General features: G+C 67.3%; 17 protein-coding genes. 13 read left to right on the top strand and 4 right to left on the bottom strand.

Annotated features, from left to right (window positions below; genetic code table 11):
* Nucleotides 1-14 precede the first annotated feature (14 nt).
* The 4 genes from Q0907_RS08995 to Q0907_RS08980 all read left to right on the top strand — a co-directional run bounded on the left by Q0907_RS08995 (nt 15) and on the right by Q0907_RS08980 (nt 3,925).
* Nucleotides 15-1,205, top strand: a complete 1,191-nt coding sequence (locus Q0907_RS08995) for a methyl-accepting chemotaxis protein (protein WP_296281866.1) — start codon at nt 15-17, stop codon at nt 1,203-1,205.
* A gap of 125 nt (nt 1,206-1,330) precedes the next feature.
* Nucleotides 1,331-1,954 (top strand): histidine kinase, encoded by a 624-nt coding sequence (locus tag Q0907_RS08990; RefSeq protein ID WP_299343671.1) that lies wholly within the window; start codon nt 1,331-1,333, stop codon nt 1,952-1,954.
* Between the two features lie 65 nt (nt 1,955-2,019).
* Nucleotides 2,020-3,666 carry an EAL domain-containing protein gene (locus Q0907_RS08985; RefSeq protein WP_296281875.1) on the top strand — a complete coding sequence of 549 codons (1,647 nt, stop codon included), beginning with the start codon at nt 2,020-2,022 and terminating at the stop codon, nt 3,664-3,666.
* The gene (locus Q0907_RS08980) at nt 3,653-3,925 is read left to right on the top strand and encodes a GIY-YIG nuclease family protein (RefSeq protein ID WP_296281864.1); all 273 of its coding nucleotides are present in this window, start codon (nt 3,653-3,655) and stop codon (nt 3,923-3,925) included. The genes Q0907_RS08985 and Q0907_RS08980 overlap by 14 nt, the downstream gene beginning before the upstream one ends.
* Nucleotides 3,926-4,118: 193 nt before the next feature.
* Here Q0907_RS08980 and Q0907_RS08975 read toward each other — a convergent pair whose 3' ends face one another.
* The 4 genes from Q0907_RS08975 to flgA form a co-directional block, all read right to left on the bottom strand.
* A complete protein-coding gene (locus Q0907_RS08975; protein WP_299343868.1) occupies nt 4,119-5,270 on the bottom strand; it encodes an ATP-binding protein in 1,152 nt (383 codons plus the stop codon).
* Between the two features lie 191 nt (nt 5,271-5,461).
* Nucleotides 5,462-5,806, bottom strand: coding sequence for a flagellar protein FlgN (locus tag Q0907_RS08970; RefSeq protein WP_296281863.1), 345 nt, complete (start codon nt 5,804-5,806; stop codon nt 5,462-5,464).
* Nucleotides 5,807-5,811: 5 nt separating this feature from the next.
* A complete protein-coding gene (gene flgM, locus Q0907_RS08965) occupies nt 5,812-6,120 on the bottom strand; it encodes a flagellar biosynthesis anti-sigma factor FlgM (protein ID WP_296281862.1) in 309 nt (102 codons plus the stop codon).
* A 168-nt stretch (nt 6,121-6,288) separates the two neighbouring features.
* Complete coding sequence (flgA, locus tag Q0907_RS08960; RefSeq protein ID WP_299343371.1) at nt 6,289-6,942, bottom strand: flagellar basal body P-ring formation chaperone FlgA; 654 nt, start codon at nt 6,940-6,942, stop codon at nt 6,289-6,291.
* A gap of 646 nt (nt 6,943-7,588) precedes the next feature.
* On the opposite strand from flgA, the gene Q0907_RS08955 reads away from it, so the two are divergent.
* From Q0907_RS08955 to Q0907_RS08915, 9 genes are all read left to right on the top strand, one after another.
* Complete coding sequence (locus tag Q0907_RS08955) at nt 7,589-8,542, top strand: chemotaxis protein (RefSeq protein ID WP_296281858.1); 954 nt, start codon at nt 7,589-7,591, stop codon at nt 8,540-8,542.
* Between the two features lie 138 nt (nt 8,543-8,680).
* Nucleotides 8,681-9,067, top strand: a complete 387-nt coding sequence (gene flgB / locus Q0907_RS08950; protein WP_296281856.1) for a flagellar basal body rod protein FlgB — start codon at nt 8,681-8,683, stop codon at nt 9,065-9,067.
* An 11-nt stretch (nt 9,068-9,078) separates the two neighbouring features.
* Nucleotides 9,079-9,486 (top strand): flagellar basal body rod protein FlgC, encoded by a 408-nt coding sequence (flgC, locus tag Q0907_RS08945; RefSeq protein ID WP_296281855.1) that lies wholly within the window; start codon nt 9,079-9,081, stop codon nt 9,484-9,486.
* 26 nt (nt 9,487-9,512) lie between these two features.
* Nucleotides 9,513-10,193, top strand: coding sequence for a flagellar hook capping FlgD N-terminal domain-containing protein (locus Q0907_RS08940; protein ID WP_296281852.1), 681 nt, complete (start codon nt 9,513-9,515; stop codon nt 10,191-10,193).
* A gap of 34 nt (nt 10,194-10,227) precedes the next feature.
* Complete coding sequence (gene flgE / locus Q0907_RS08935; protein WP_299343369.1) at nt 10,228-11,448, top strand: flagellar hook protein FlgE; 1,221 nt, start codon at nt 10,228-10,230, stop codon at nt 11,446-11,448.
* Between the two features lie 28 nt (nt 11,449-11,476).
* On the top strand, nt 11,477-12,229 hold the full coding sequence (locus Q0907_RS08930; protein WP_299343368.1) for a flagellar basal body rod protein FlgF: 753 nt from the start codon (nt 11,477-11,479) through the stop codon (nt 12,227-12,229).
* Between the two features lie 1,005 nt (nt 12,230-13,234).
* On the top strand, nt 13,235-14,020 hold the full coding sequence (flgG, locus tag Q0907_RS08925) for a flagellar basal-body rod protein FlgG (protein ID WP_185896369.1): 786 nt from the start codon (nt 13,235-13,237) through the stop codon (nt 14,018-14,020).
* Nucleotides 14,021-14,054: 34 nt separating this feature from the next.
* On the top strand, nt 14,055-14,741 hold the full coding sequence (gene flgH / locus Q0907_RS08920) for a flagellar basal body L-ring protein FlgH (RefSeq protein WP_299343367.1): 687 nt from the start codon (nt 14,055-14,057) through the stop codon (nt 14,739-14,741).
* Nucleotides 14,742-14,749: 8 nt separating this feature from the next.
* The gene (locus Q0907_RS08915; RefSeq protein WP_299343365.1) at nt 14,750-15,931 is read left to right on the top strand and encodes a flagellar basal body P-ring protein FlgI; all 1,182 of its coding nucleotides are present in this window, start codon (nt 14,750-14,752) and stop codon (nt 15,929-15,931) included.
* Nucleotide 15,932: the final 1 nt, after the last annotated feature.

The raw sequence follows: 15,932 nt of genomic DNA, 5'->3' as shown, positions 1-15,932 counted from the left end.
ATCAGAGAGCACCCATGTACTCGCGCATCCTGGTTCGTCTTGCGGCACCCCTTCTCCTGACCCTGCTGTTCCCGCTGTCGGTCGGCTTCGACTGGCCCAACGCCGTGCAGTGGGCGTTGCTGACGTCGCTGACGCTGGCCTGGCTCATCTTCGCCTGGCTGACGGCCGTCAATTCGCACCAGATCTCCCCTGAGCATGCCAGCGTAGTGCGTGAACAGGATGCGTTGCTGACCGAACTGCGCCGCTTCGTGAACAACGAGATCGAAGGCTCGCGCAGCGAGATCGACCGCGCACGGGAACTGATCCGCGAGGCGGTCAGCAACCTCGGCGGCAGCTTCGACGCGATGAACCGCAAGTCGCGCGAACAGAGTGCGGCCATCTCCCGGATCATCGACCGCAACGGCGACGGCGACCGTGCCGGCGTGGACGTGGCGCGCTTTGCCCAGAACGCCAGCCAGCGCATGGAACAGCTGGTCGAGGCGCTGGAACAGGTCGCCGGCCAGAGCGGCACCACGGTGCACCACATCGACGACATGGCACAGCACCTGGATGGCATCTTCTCGCTGCTGGAAGACGTCAAGTCGATCGCCGACCAGACCAACCTGCTGGCACTGAACGCCGCCATCGAAGCAGCGCGCGCCGGCGAAGCCGGTCGTGGCTTCGCGGTGGTTGCCGACGAGGTGCGCAACCTGTCGGAGCGCTCCACCGCCTTCAACGAGCAGATCCGCAAGCTGGCGCACAGCTCGAAGGAATCCATTGCCAAGGTCCGCGACACCGTGTCGAACATGGCCTCGCGCGACCTGGACCGCTCGCGTGAAGCCCGCTCCGAAGCCGCCGGCATGCTCAACCAAGTCGCGGCGATCAACGCCTCGCTGGGCGACGGCATGCGCGAAGTCTCGATGTGCGGCCACGCGATCGACGCCAGCGTCGCCGATGCCGTCCGCTCGCTGCAGTTCGAGGACATCGCCACGCAGTCGCTGGGCAGTGCGCAGACCCACCTGGACCGCCTGACCGCGATCAACAAGGAAGCGCTGGCCCTGCAGGAACTGCTGCACCGTACCGGCGGCGCGACGGACAACGAACTGCTCAGCGCGCTGCGCCTGATCGGCAACCGCCTGCGCGACCAGCGCACCGAATGGGAACGTCCGCCGCACAAGCCGGTGGCCCAGCAGAACATGGGCGCGGGCACGGTCGAGCTGTTCTGACCCCCGCCACCGGATGACACGCACTGGGCGGCCAGCGATGGCCGCCCCGCTGCATTCAGGGCCGCTCCGCCATGCCACGGCGGCACGACTGGCATACTGCCGCCGTTCCCGCCCGCGCCGCGCCCATGCCGCCTTCTCCCGACGACCTGCTGTTGCAGCTTTTCCACCTGCAGGAAGCCGACCGCCACCGGGTCGGGCGCGCCCTGCACGACCAGGTCGGCCAGGCCTTGTCGGCGATCCGCATGGGAGCGCACCTGGTGCAGTCGGAGGATGACGCGGAGATCCGCCAGGAGGACCTGCGCGAGATCATCCGCGCAAGCGATGAGGCGGTCGCCATCGTTCGCGACCTGCATGCCACGCTGCATCCGCCGCAACTCGATTTGATCGGGCTCGACGCCGCATTGCGGGCCGAGTACGAACGCCTGTTCCCCGGCAGCACGGTGACGCTCGCGTCCTTGCCCCACGCACCCGCCGCCGACCGTGCCCTGGTCGCGTTCCGCATCGTCCAGACCATCGCCCGGGAAGTGGCCCACGCGGGCGGCCGCATCGTCCTCGCGCTCGACGGCGATCCCGATCCCCGCGGCGGCTTCACCGTGGACATGCAGGTGCAGGCCGACGTGGATGCGCGGCCGCTGCTGCAGGCGCTGGCGAACGCGGCGGGGGGCGAACTGGTCGTCGTCCCGGACGCGCCATGGCGACTTCGCCTACCCTATGGGCCCCTGCCCGCCACATCCGCCGATCCCGCGTGAACTCCGAGCACGCCCACCTGCCCCGCCTGCCGCGCCTGGGGGCCGGCGAACCCGACCTGCTGCGCATGGTCGAGGCCGCCACCCACGACGGCACGCCGTTGATGCTGCTGTACGTCGACATCGACCACTTCCGCTCGATCAACGAGAACATGGGCGTGGAGGTCGGCGACGAAGCCCTGGCGATCCTCAGCGACCGCCTGCAGCAGGCCTTGGGTACCGAGGCACGCGCCTGGCGCCATGGAAGCGACGAGTTCATCGTGGCCGTGCCGCGCTCGCCCGGCACCCTGCCGCCCGAACGCTTCGGCGAGCTGCTGCGCGAGCAGATCGAGCTGCCGATGACGGTGCTGCCGTACACGCTGTTCCTGACCGGCACGCTGGGCGTCGCCTTGTGTCCCGAACATGCCGACACGCCGTCTGGCCTGCTGCAATGCGCCGAGAGCGCGATGGAACAGGCCAAGCACGAAGGCATGAACCTGGTGCGCCTGTACCGGCGCGGCGCGGCGATCACCGCACGCAGCGACAGCATCATCGCGCGGCAGATCGTCAATGCCATCCACCACAACGAACTGCGCCTGTTCTACCAGCCGCAGATCAATGCCCACGACGGACGCGTGGTCGGCATGGAGACGCTGCTGCGCTGGTACTCGCCGGCCCTGGGCCTGCTGGTGCCCGAGCGCTTCATGCACGTGGCCGAAAAGCTGGGCGTCATCGTCCAGATCGGCGACTGGGTGCTGCGCAATGCCTTCAAGCAGGCGCGCGTCTGGCGCGACTGGGGCTTCGACGACTTCGAGATCGCGGTCAACGTGTCCACGCTGCAACTGCTGCGCCCCAGCTTCGTGCCCGAAGTCCTGGAGGCCATGCAGGAGGCCGGCATCCCGCCGCAGATGGTGGTCCTGGAGGTGCGCCAGAATGCGCTCGCCAAGGACATGAACCTGGTCCACCGCACGCTGGCGCAGCTGCACCGCGAAGGCGTGCGGCTGACGCTGGACGACTTCGGCATGGGCGACTCGAACCTGGATTCGCTGGTCCGCTTCTCGGTGGACAAGATCAAGATCGACCGCAACTTCGTGAAGGGCGTGCCCTCGGGCAACCGCGAGGTCGCCATCACCTGCGCCATCATCGCGATGGGCCACCAGCTGGGCATGAAGGTCATCGCGCACGGCGTGGAAACCGATACGCAGCTGGGCTTCCTGCGCAGGAACCAGTGCGACATGTTCCAGGGCCACCTGTTCGGCGAGCCGATGTCGGCCGAGGATGCCGGCGCGGTGCTGCGCCGTCGCTACCTGCGCGCCGATGCCTTCGCCGCCACCAAGCCCGACCGCACCCTGCTGCTGCTCGACGACGAAGAGAACATCCTGCGCTCGCTGGTGCGCCTGTTCCGTCGCGATGGCTACCGCATCCTGGCCGCCAGCAACGTCACCGACGCGTTCGAGCTGCTCGCGACCAACGACGTGCAGGTCATCCTGTCCGACCAGCGCATGTCGGACATGAGCGGCACCGAGTTCCTCGGCCGCGTGCGCGTGCTCTACCCGGACACGATCCGGCTGGTGCTGTCCGGCTACACCGACCTGGCGACCGTCACCGAGGCGATCAACCGCGGCGAGATCTACCGCTTCCTGACCAAGCCGTGGAACGATGACGACCTGCGCGAACACATCCGCCAGGCATTCACCACGCACGAGAACCAGCCGCACCATCGTGCGCACGCCTGACGCCGACGACGCGCCGGGTCGCTGGTGCGTGTACCTGCTCGAGTGTCGCAGCGGCGCGTATTACGCCGGCATCACCAACCGCCTCGACGCACGCTACGCCGCGCATGTCGCCGGGACCGGCGCGAAGTACACGCGTGCGAATCCTCCCGTGCAGCTGCTGGCCAGCCGCGCGTATCCCGACCGCAGTGCGGCATCGCGTGCGGAAGCGCACCTCAAACGGTTGCCGCGGGCGAAGAAGCTGGCGTTCTTCGAGTCCTGACACCCTTCCCCTCTCCCTGCGAAGCGGGGAGAGGGTGCCGGAGGCGGGTGAGGGGCGAACGAAGACCAAGAGCCGGGACATGCGGCGCCATCGCAACAATCGCAATGTATGCCGCGAGGTTTATTCCTGCGCCCGCCCCTCATCCGCCCTTCGGGCACCTTCTCCCCGCCGAGCGGGGAGAAGGGAACAGACGTCACGCCGCGTCGAGACTCGGCTGCCGGATCGGCAGCACGATGCGGAAGCAGGCGCCGGCGCCCGGCACGTTGCGCGCTTCGATGCGCCCGTTGTGCTTCTTCACGATGCCGTAGGAAATCGACAGCCCCAGCCCGGTGCCGCTGCCGACCGGCTTGGTGGTGAAGAACGGGTCGAAGATGCGCTGCAGGATCTCGTCGGGGATGCCGTGTCCGCTGTCCTGGATCTCGATCCACACCTCGTCGCCCTCCACCCCGGTGGCCACGGTGATCGTGCCGCGTTCGTCGATGGCATGGCTGGCGTTGAGCAGGATGTTCATGAACACCTGGTTCAACTCGGAGGGGCGGCACTGCACCAGCGGCAGCTTGCCGTACTGCTTTTCCAGGGTGACCTTGTACTTCAGCTCGTTCCAGATGATGTTGATGGTGGAATCGAGGCCGGCATGCAGGTCGGCGGACTTCCAGCTGTCGTCGCGCCCGGAGTACGAAAAATCCTTGAGGTTGCGCACGATCGCGGTGACGCGCTCGATGCCTTCGCGCGACTCGGACATCAGCTGCGGCAGGTCGCCGGTGATGAAGTCGATGTCGGCGCGTGCACGCAGGTCCTCGATCTCGGGCAGCATCGTCTTCGGGTCCGGCAGGCGCAGCGCGCGCTCGTAGACTTCGATCAGCGAGAACAGGCTGTGCAGGTATTCCTGCAGCGAGCCGAGGTTCGAGTGCACGTAACCGATCGGATTGTTGATCTCGTGCGCAACGCCGGCCGCGAGTTGGCCGATGGAGGCCATCTTCTCCGACTGGACCAGCTGCTCCTGCGCACCGGCCAGCCGCACCAGCGTCTGCCGGAGCTGTGCATGGCGACGCTGCAGTTCCTGCTGGCGCGCATGCGCTTCGCTCACATCGTGGAACACGACCATGCAGTGGCCGCCGCCCGGAGTGTCGTGGAAGTATGCGCGCACCTGCAGCACCAGTCCGTCGTCGAGCGTGAGGTCGGCATTCCAGCGCCCGGTCTCGCGCGCGATGCGGATCGCGTCGGCGGGCAACAGGCGGGACAGCGCGGCCAGCACGTCGCCTTCATCGTTCACCAGCGCGCGGGCGGCCGCATTGGCGTGCAACGGACGCGCATCGCCACGGCACAGCAGGTAGCCATCGTCCATCAGTTCGGCCAGCGCCTTGAGATCGGCGAAGGACGGGATGTCGTCCAAGGTGCAGGCGCCGGAAGGCGGATTCGTCAGCGGGTCTGTGGCCACGGATGGATCGGGTGGCGGCGATGATGGGGCGCCAGTATCCGGCGCGGCCGCAGGAGCGGCAAGGTGCGGTGTCGCAGTTTGCGGATCCGGCACCGGGCTCAGGCCACCGCGATCGGACGCGGGGCGGCGTTCGTCGATGTCTGGCCCTGGGCGTCGTAGGCGCCGTGGCTTTCGGTGCGGCCGAGGTGGCGCAGCGCCCAGTTCACTTCGCGACGCCGACGCGCCAGCAGGATGCCATTGGCGTGGTTCATGTCGGCGAGTTCGGCCAGGCGCTGGCGCAGTTCGTCCGGGAAGCCGTAGCCGGCGGCGGCGCCTTCCAGCGCCCGCAGCGCGTCCAGCTTGTCCTGGGTGCAGCGCACGAGCGCTTCCACGTCGTGCTCGACGATGGCGCGGCGCTCCTCTTCCAGGGCCGCGGACAGTCGCTGGAGGGGGGCGTGCGTCATGGTGCTCAGCCGCCCAGCTGGTCTTCCAGGCCGAGCATGCCGTCGGCGATGGCCTCGGCGTTGATCTTGTACGTGCCGGCCTGCAGCGCTTCGCGCACGGCCTGCACGCGTGCCTCGTTGATCGCCGGGGCGGTGGACAGTTCGCGCTGCATGGCCTGCAGGCTGGTGGCCTCGCCAGTCAGGCGCAGGCTGTCGCCTGCCGCGCTGGCTTCCACGGGGCTGGAACGGTCGGCGCCCGCCGGGGCGACACGGCCACCCAAGGGGCCTGTGCTGCGGATGGCGGCAGGGGGAGTGCCTTCGATTTTCTGGTTCATGTCAGTCACCTGTAACAGGGTTCAAAGGAGTTATCGGCCGCCACCCGGTCGACTTTAGTGACGGATCGCACAATTCCGAGGAAGGCCCGTTTTCTGCCCGATGTCCTTCCACCCAGCGTCGGTATCGGCACCCCGAGGGACATCTTGAGGGCCGATCGCGAATTATTTTCATCGACTCACCCAGACGTCGCCGCCCGGCCCGACCACACCCTGCACCACGCGGCGCGAGGACAGGTTTTCGACGGTTACCCGCTCGTTCTCGCCTGCATCGGCCAATGCCTTGCCGGCGACGCGGACTTCCACGCCCCCGCGCCGGGACACCAGCGCCACATTGTCGCCGCGCCGGACCAGGCGCTGCGCGACCAGGTCGGTCGACGCCAGCACCGCCCCGGCAGAAAGCATGCGTCGCGCGACCCGGCCCACCGCCTGCGCCGGATCGGCGACAGCCGCCCCGACGACGCGGGAAGCATCGCGGCGCTCGGCGACGAAGGCATCGGCGGTGATGGTCTCGCCTGGCGCCACGCCACGCGCCAGCACCAGCACGGTCTGGCTGCGGCGCACGCGCACGGGCACGAACAGGCGCCAGCCGGCATCCTGCGGGCAACTGACTTCCACGCTGTTGTTGCCCTGGATACGTGCGACCAGCGCGGCGCCACAGCGCGGCAGGCGCAAGGCGGGATCGAGCGTGGCCTCGGCCTCACTGCCGGCAGGCAAAGCGCCGAGGGCGGCGGCCTTGATGCTGTCGACCGGTTGGAAGTCCGCGGCCAGCACGGCGCAGGCGGTCAGACCGCCGATCAGGGCGGTGGTCAGGCGCAGCAGCATGGGCGGGCTCCGTCGGTTCATCGGCGGGGAAGGTGCAAGTGATGTGCCAGAGCGTGGGGCCTGCGGCGATGTGTTTTCTGGCATGCCAGCATGGTGCCGCTCGCCGCGGCGGCCCTACTTTCTTTGCTTGTGCAAAGAAAGTAGGCAAAGAAAGCACACCCCGGCGGTCCGCCCGCCGCTGCGCGGCGGGTTCGCAGTCACGGCGGGAATTTTCGTACGGGGCATCCTGCCCCGGCCGAAAACGGCGCACATCCATGTGCGCCGCCCTACGGGTTTTGCCCGCCGCGACTGCCGGACCTAAGGGGGCCCAAGAGCTGCTTCCGCTGTTGATCACGCTTTCCGGGTCCCCATGAGGCACGGCGAGTGGGCCGGGTAAAACCCGAAGGGCGCCGTCATGGATGACGGCGTTTTCGTATGGCACATGGATGTGCCATACGAAAATTCCCGGACCGCTCGCGGACCCGGAGCGAAGCGCAGGGCGTGCCGCCTGGGGCGTGTTTCTTTGGTTCCTTTCTTTGCACGAGCAAAGAAAGGGACGCCCCCGCGGCCAGCGGCGCCATCTCTCCATACCGAAGCCCCGTCACGAAAGCACCTCTGCGGACGCGCCGCACCTCAAGGCCTCATCCACCCGGCCGATATGCTGGACATGACCCAGGACCTGCTCAACCGCATCGACCAGCGCACCCGCCTGGCCGGCCACAACCGCCTCGCATTGCTGCTGTTCCGCCTGGGCGGGCGTCAGCTTTTTGGCGTCAACGTGTTCAAGGTGCAGGAAGTCCTGCGCCGCCCGCCCCTGTTCCAGCTGCCCGGACTGCCCACCGAATTCGTGGGCGTGGCCGACGTGCGCGGCCGTTCCGTCCCCGTGCTGGACCTGGGCCTGAGCATCCGCCACCCCGAGCGGGACCCCAATCCCGAGAACGCGCCCAACTACCTGGTGGTCACCGAGTTCAACCGGTCCATCCAGGGATTCCTGGTCAGCGGCGTGGAGCGCATCGTCAACATCGCGGTGGAAGACATCCATCCGCCGCCGGAACTGGGCGCGGAAAACAGCTTCCTCACCGCGGTGACGCGTTTCCAGGGCGAATTGATCCAGGTGATCGACGTGGAAAGCGTGCTGGCGGACATCTGCCAGTCGCGCATGGATGCCACGCTGGCGCCGGAAATGGCCCTGCCCGCCGGTGCCCCGCCGATGCAGGTGCTGGTGGTCGACGACTCGCGCGTCGCGCGCTCGCAGATCCGCAGCGTACTGGAGCAGCTCGGCGTCACCGCCACCCTGCTGTCCGACGGCCGGCAGGCGCTGGACCACCTCTTGCAGGTGCACGCCGCCGGCGAGAACCCGGCCGAACGCTACGCCATGGTCATTTCCGACATCGAGATGCCTGCGATGGACGGCTACACGCTGACGACGGAAATCCGGCGCCATGCGGGCCTGGCCGGCCTCTACGTGCTGCTGCACACGTCCCTGTCGGGCGTGTTCAACAACGCCATGGTCGAACGCGTGGGCGCAAACGCCTTCGTGGCGAAGTACAGCCCGCACGAGCTGGCCGAGCATGTGCTGTTCCGGCTGAACCAGGTGGCGGCAGCGCAAATGGCGGCGTAAAGCGCCCCTCATCCGCCCCCGTATCGAGTATGGGGCAGGCCTTTCGGGCACCTTCTCCCCGCCGCGCGGGGCGAAGGAAGAGCACGTTCTGGCACACGCTTTGCAGCTGCCCCGGCAACGGTCTGCCGGAGCGGTGCCATGTCCAATCCCATCTCCAACTACCTCGGTGTCCATGCGGCGGCACTGCCGCTGCGTGAGCAGCGCATGCAGCTGATCGCCAGCAACCTGTCCAACGCCGACACGCCGAACTACAAGGCGAAGGACCTCGACTTCCAGGCTGCCCTGGAGAACGCCGCCGCCAGGGCCGCGCCCTTGCGGACCACCAACGAACTGCACCTCACCCTGCAGGACGCCACCCCGCGCATGTTCGAACGCGATGGCGTGCAGCCCAGCCTGGACGGCAACACCGTCGATGCCGACACCGAGCGCGCCGCCTATGGCCGCGCGGCGCTCGAGTATCGCGCCTCGCTGAGCTTCATCGAATCCAAGGTGCGCACCATGCTCACCGCGATCACCGGCCAGTAAGGAGGCATGCCATGAGCAACCTGCCCATCTTCGACGTCGCCGGTTCCGCGCTGCAGGCGCAGTCCGTGCGCCTGAACACGATCGCCAGCAACCTGTCCAACGCCGATTCCATCGCCTCGTCCGCGGATGCGGTCTACAAGCCCATCGAGCCCGTGTTCCAGGCGCGCCCGCTGCGCGGCGACGGCTCGCTTACGTCGGTGCAGGTGAAGGAGATCAGCCAGAGCGATGCGCCACCGATCAAGCGCTATGAGCCCGGCCACCCGATGGCCGACGGCGACGGCTACGTCTACGCGCCCGATGTGGATCCGGTCTCGCAGATGGTCAACCTCATCTCGGCGTCGCGCGGCTACCAGGCCGGCGTGGAAGTGCTGAACACGGCCAAGGAACTCGCCCTGGCCACCCTGACCATGGGCCGCTGACGCCCCGCCACCGAGCGACCACGCACATGACCACCATCAATGGCGATCCGTTCGCCGCCATCAATACCGCCTCCTCGGGTGTGGCGACCACCAAGAAGGCCGACACGCTGGGCCAGGCCGATTTCATGCGCCTGATGACCGAGCAGCTGAGCCATCAGGACCCGCTGAAGCCGCTGTCCAACAGCGAATTCGTCGCGCAGCTGGCGCAGTTCTCGACCGTGCAGGGCATCAGCGAACTGAACACCACCGTCGGCGGTTTCTCCTCTGCGTTGACCGGCGACCAGGTGCTGAAGGGCGCGGCGCTGGTCGGCCATTCCGTCGTGGTGCCGTCCAGTTCGGTGGCACTGCCTGCCACCGGCAATGCCACGGGCCTGGTCATGTCCCCGGGTGCGGGCAAGGTGACGTTCGAGATCACCGATGCCAGTGGCGTGGTCGTGGACACCATCGACGTCGAATCCACCGGCAAGGGCGAAACCGCCTTCGTCTGGGATGGCGTGAAGGCCAACGGCGAACGCGCGGCGGCCGGCGCGTACTCCATCAAGGCCACGCATACCGGCAGCGATGGCACCGGCACCGCGCTCAATACCTACGTCGACGCCACCGTGGAAAGCGTGACCATCGGCTCCGACGGCCTGTACCTCAACCTGCCCGGCCTGGGCACCGCCCCGCTCGACTACGTGCTGCGCATCGGCAAGTCGGCGTCCTGACCTCACTCCCACCGCATCCAGCAAGGAGTCTTCCATGGCTTTCAACAGCTCGCTGTCCGGCATGAGGGCGGCCAATGCCGACCTCAACGTCACCTCGCACAACATCGCCAACGTCAACACCAGCGGCTTCAAGGAGTCGCGCGCGGAGTTCGCCGAGGTGTTCTCCACCACCGGTTACGGCCTGCTGCAGAACGGCATCGGCGCGGGCGTGCGGGTGACCAACGTGGCCCAGCAGTTCTCGCAGGGCGACATCAACCAGACCGGCCGCTACCTGGACCTGGCGATCGACCGCGAAGGCTTCTTCACCGTCAGCAACAACGGCACCAACGTGTATACCCGCGCCGGCAACTTCCAGCGCGACGCGAATGGCTTCGTCACCACGCCCGACGGTTACCGCCTGCAGGTGTTCCCGCCGCGCGCCGACGGCGTCGGCTTCGATACCGGCAACCTGGTCGACCTGCAGCTGCTGACCACCGATAGTGCGCCCTCGCCGACCACCAACGTGGACCTGGGCGTGACCCTGCCCGGCAATGCGTCGCAGCCGACGATCGCGCCGTTCTCGCCCACCGACAGCGCCAGCTACAACGAGACCACCTCGGTGACGGTGTACGACTCGCTCGGCGTGGCCCACCAGCAGGCCGTGTACTACGTGAAGACGGCCAACCCCAACGAGTGGCAGATGCACACCTATGTGGACGGCGCCTCGATGGGCGCACCGACCACGGTGCAGTTCGACAACAACGGTACGCTGACCGCCCCGGCCAACGGCCTGGTGACGCTGGCACCGTTCACGCCCAGCACCGGCGCCGGCGTGCTCAACATGACGATGAACATCAGCGGCACCACGCAGTACGGCGAACAGTTCGCCAAGCGCATCCAGAACCAGGACGGCTACGCCACCGGCAAGCTCAACGAGTTCAGCGTTTCGCCGGAAGGCGTGGTGTATGCGCGCTATTCCAACGGTGTGGACCGCGCCATCGGCCAGGTCGGCCTGGCCAATTTCACCAATCCGCAGGGTCTGGTGTCGCAGGGCAACAACACGTGGACGCACAGCTTCGCATCCGGTGAACCGCGTATCGGCGCGCCGGGCACGTCGGACTTCGGCCAGGTGGCCTCGGGCGCGTTGGAAGCTTCGACCGTCGACCTGACCGAGCAACTGGTCAACATGATCGTGGCGCAGCGCAACTTCCAGGCGAACTCGCAGATGCTGTCCACGCAGGACCAGATCACCCAGACCGTCATCAACATCCGTTGATGGCGGCACGGCCGACGGAGGCTGACGCATGGACAAGGCACTCTACGTCGCGATGACCGGCGCCCGCGCTTCGCTGCAGGCGCAGGGCACGGTGTCGCACAACCTCGCCAACGTGGACACGAAGGGTTTCAAGGCGGCGCTGGCCGGCACGGAAGCCTTCAAGATCCAGGGCCAGGGTTTCCCCTCGCGCGTCGATGCCATGCTGATCGATGCAGGGTTCGACGGGCGCACCGGATCGCAGATGGTCACCGGCCGTTCGCTCGACATCTCGCTGCAGCCGAACCGCTGGATGGCCGTGCAGGCCGCCGACGGTGGCACGGCCTACACGCGCAACGGCGAGCTCAACGTCACCCCGAACGGCCAACTGGTCACCGCCGGTGGCCGTGCGGTGCTGGACGACAACGGCAATCCCATCGCGATCCCGCCTGCACAGTCGATCGACATCGGCGCCGACGGCACGGTGTCGATCATCCCGCAAGGCGAAGGCCCGCAGACGATGGCCATCGTCGGTCGCATGCGCATCGTGGAAGCCGCCCAGTCGCAGCTCGCCCGGGGCGGCGATGGCCTGATGCGTCCCTCGGATCCGCAGGCGCCGGCGTTGCCGGTGGCCAATGGCAACAGCCTGACGATGGGCGTGCTGGAAGGCAGCAACGTGGATGCGGCCGGTGCGCTGGTGCAGATGATCCAGTTGCAGCGGCAGTTCGAGATGCAGGTGAAGGTCATCCGCACGGGTGACGAGATGGCGCAGTCGTCGAATCAGCTGCTGCGGTTGGGTAGCTGACGCTCTTAAGCCCCTCTCCCTCCGGCGACCGAAGGAAGTCCCTGTGGGAGAGAGGGGTTGGGGTGAGGGGCAACGAAGACCATGTCTTCAGTCCGCCATTGGCTGTCACCACATCCGCGGCGCAGCTTTGGTTCGATGGCCTTGCGGGATGGGTTTTCTTTTTCTTGGGCATGGTGCCGCTCGCCGCGGGGGCCCTACTTTCTTTGCTTGTGCAAAGAAAGTAGGCAAAGAAAGCACACCCCGGCGGTCCGCCCGCCGCTGCGCGGCGGGTGCGCAGTCGCGACGGGAATTTTCGGACAGGGCATCCTGCCCTGGCCGAAAACGGCGCACATCCCTGTGCGCCGCCCCTGCGGGGTTTTACCCGCCGTGACTGCCGGACCTCAGGGGCCCCAAGAGCTGCTTCCGCTGTTGCTCACGCTTTCCGGGTCCCCATGAGGCACGGCGAGTGGGCCGGGTAAAACCCGAAGGGCGCCGTCATGGATGACGGCGTTTTCGTATGGCACATGGATGTGCCTTACGAAAATTCCCGGCCCGCTCGCGGACCCGGAGCGAAGCGAAGGGCGTGCCGCTTGGGGTGTGTTTCTTTGCTCCTTTCTTTGCACAAGCAAAGAAACGCTCTTCAACAGCCGAATGGCTGGTCAAGAAGGCCCCCGCGGCGAGCGGCGCCATGCCTGACCCAAAGCCCCGCCCACGAAAGACGCACTCAACACATTCATCATGAGTGTGCGTTTCGAGTGAATGGCGGATTTGGAAACATGCCTGATAGCCGGGGGAGACCGGCTTCGTTGCCCCTCACCCCAACCCCTCTCCCGCAGGGAGAGGGGCTAACGCCAGGCCCCGCCGGTTTTCCGCCACGCCTACGCCGCGACCGGAACCTCCGTCCCATTTCGGCGCCAATCCCAGCGCCAGAACCACGACACCCATTTCGGCACAGGACTTGCCTGAGAGGAAGCGAGGAACCGCACCGCGCGTTTCCACCCCTTCCACTCCGCGAGGAACCACGCCATGAACCAGGCCCTCTGGGTCGCCAAGACCGGACTGGACGCGCAACAGACGCGCATGTCCGTGGTCTCCAACAACCTGGCGAACACCAACACCACCGGCTTCAAGCGCGACCGCGCCAGCTTCGAGGACCTCCTGTACCAGCAGGTCCGCCAGCCGGGCGGCTCCACCTCCTCGCAGACCCAGTTGCCGTCCGGCCTGCAACTCGGCACCGGCGTGCGCGTGGTGTCGACCTCCAAGGACTTCCAGCAGGGCAACCCGCAGCAGACCGGCCGCTCGCTGGACGTCATGGTCAACGGCCGCGGCTTCTTCGAAGTGCTGCTGCCCGATGGCTCACCGGCCTACACGCGCGATGGCTCGTTCCAGATCAACGCGCAGGGCGAGCTGGTCACCAACAGCGGCTATCCGGTGCAACCCGGCATCCAGGTGCCGGAAGGCGCGCAGTCGATGACCATCGGCAACGACGGCACCGTCAGCGTGACCATGGCGGGCCAGGCGCAGGCGCTGGAGATCGGCTCGCTGACGCTGACCGATTTCGTCAATCCGTCGGGCCTGCAGGCCAAGGGCGAGAACCTCTACGTCGAGACCACCGCCTCCGGCCCCGCGCAGAACGGCACGCCCGGCCTCAACGGGCTGGGCAGTCTGGTGCAGGGTTCGCTGGAAGGCTCCAACGTCAACGTGGTGGAAGAGCTGGTGAGCATGATCGAGACCCAGCGCGCCTACGAGATGAACGCCAAGGCCATCTCCACCACCGACTCGATGCTCGGCTACCTCAACAACAACGTCTGACGCCTCACTCCACCGTCACGCCACGAGACACGCCATGAAGCGCACCACGTCCGCCACCACCCTCGCCTGCGCGCTCATCCTGCTGCCGGGCTGTGCACGCTACTACGGCGACGTGCGCCCGTACGCACCGATGCAGCCCATCCAGCCGATCGTCGCTGCGCAGTCACCGGCGACCGCGGGTTCCATCTACCGCGCCGGCCCCGGGCTGAATCTCTACGCGGACCGCCGCGCGCGCGACGTCGGCGATCTGCTGACGATCAACCTGGTGGAGAACACCACCGCGCAGACGTCGGCCACCACCTCGGTCGACAAACAGAGCGAAATCGCCATCGCGGCCCCGAACATCGCCGGTGCGCCGGTCACGTACAACGGCCGCGACATCCTGAGCGCTTCGGTCAATGGCGATCGCGGCTTCAGCGGCGCAGGCAACAGCGCGCAGAGCAACAAGCTGCAGGGCAGCGTGACGGTCACCGTGATCCAGCGCCTGCCCAACGGCAACCTGGTGGTGCAGGGCCAGAAGAACATGCGCCTGAACCAGGGCGACGAGCTGGTGCAGATCCAGGGCATCGTCCGCCCCGCCGACATCAATCCGGACAACACGATCTCCTCCGGCAAGGTCGCCGACGCGCGCATCGCCTACGGCGGCCGCGGCGCGATCGCGCAGTCCAACTCGATGGGCTGGCTGGGCCGGTTCTTCAACTCCCCGATCTTCCCGAACTGAGCACCGTGATGGACGCCAACGAAGCCAACCGCGCTGCACCGGCACCCGCGAAGAAGTCGCGCCGCATCGACACCTACACGCTGCTGGGGCTGCTGGCCTGGATCGGCCTGGTGCTGATCTGCCTGGCGCCCGCTGCGCGTGCCGAGCGCATCAAGGACCTGGCCCAGGTCGGCGGCGTGCGCAGCAACCCGCTGGTCGGCTACGGCCTGGTGGTGGGCCTGGATGGCAGTGGCGACCGCACCAGCCAGGCGCCCTTCACCGTGCAGAGCCTGAAGAACATGCTCGGCGAGCTGGGCGTCAACATTCCGCCCAACGTCAATCCACAGCTGAAGAACGTGGCGGCCGTGGCCATTCACGCCGAGCTGCCCGCCTTCGCCAAGCCAGGCCAGCCGATCGACATCACCGTGTCATCGATCGGCAACGCCACTTCGCTGCGCGGCGGCAGCCTGCTGATGGCGCCGTTGCGCGGCGCCGATGGCGAGGTCTATGCGATCGCCCAGGGCAACCTGGTGGTCGGCGGCTTTGGTGCGCAGGGCAAGGATGGCTCGCGCGTGTCGGTCAACGTGCCCAGCGTGGGTCGCATTCCGAACGGCGCCACCGTCGAGCGTGCGATCCCCAATGCACTGGACAGTGGCGAAGGCACCATCACGCTGAACCTGCACCGCGCCGATTTCACCACGGTGTCGCGCATGGTCGCGGCGCTGGAACAGAACTTCGGCGCCGGCAATGCCTACGCGCTGGATGCTGTCACCGTCGCGGTGCGCGCACCGGCCGAGATCTCGCGCCGGGTGAATTTCCTCGCCCAGATCGAGAACCTGGAACTCACCCCCGGCAGCGCGCCGGCGAAGGTCATCGTCAACGCGCGCACCGGCACCGTGGTGATCGGCGCGCAGGTGCAGGTGATGCCGGCGGCGGTCACGCACGGCTCGCTGACGGTGACGATCACCGAATCGGCGAACGTCAGCCAGCCGAACGAATTCTCCCGGGGTGGCACCACCGTGGTGACCCCGCAGTCCAGCGTGTCCGTCAGCCAGGAAGGCAACCGCATGTTCAAGTTCGAAGGCGGCACCTCGCTGGACGAGATCGTCCGCGCGGTCAACGAAGTCGGCGCCGCACCCGGCGACCTGATCGCGATCCTGGAAGCCCTGAAGCAGGCCGGCGCCTTGCGCGCGGAGCTCGAGGTGATCTGAC

The organism is uncultured Pseudoxanthomonas sp. (assembly GCF_947498795.1).
GTDB lineage: Bacteria > Pseudomonadota > Gammaproteobacteria > Xanthomonadales > Xanthomonadaceae > Pseudoxanthomonas_A.
The sequence above is the reverse complement of the archived record's forward strand: the minus strand, read 5'-3'. Positions and strand labels throughout refer to the sequence as shown.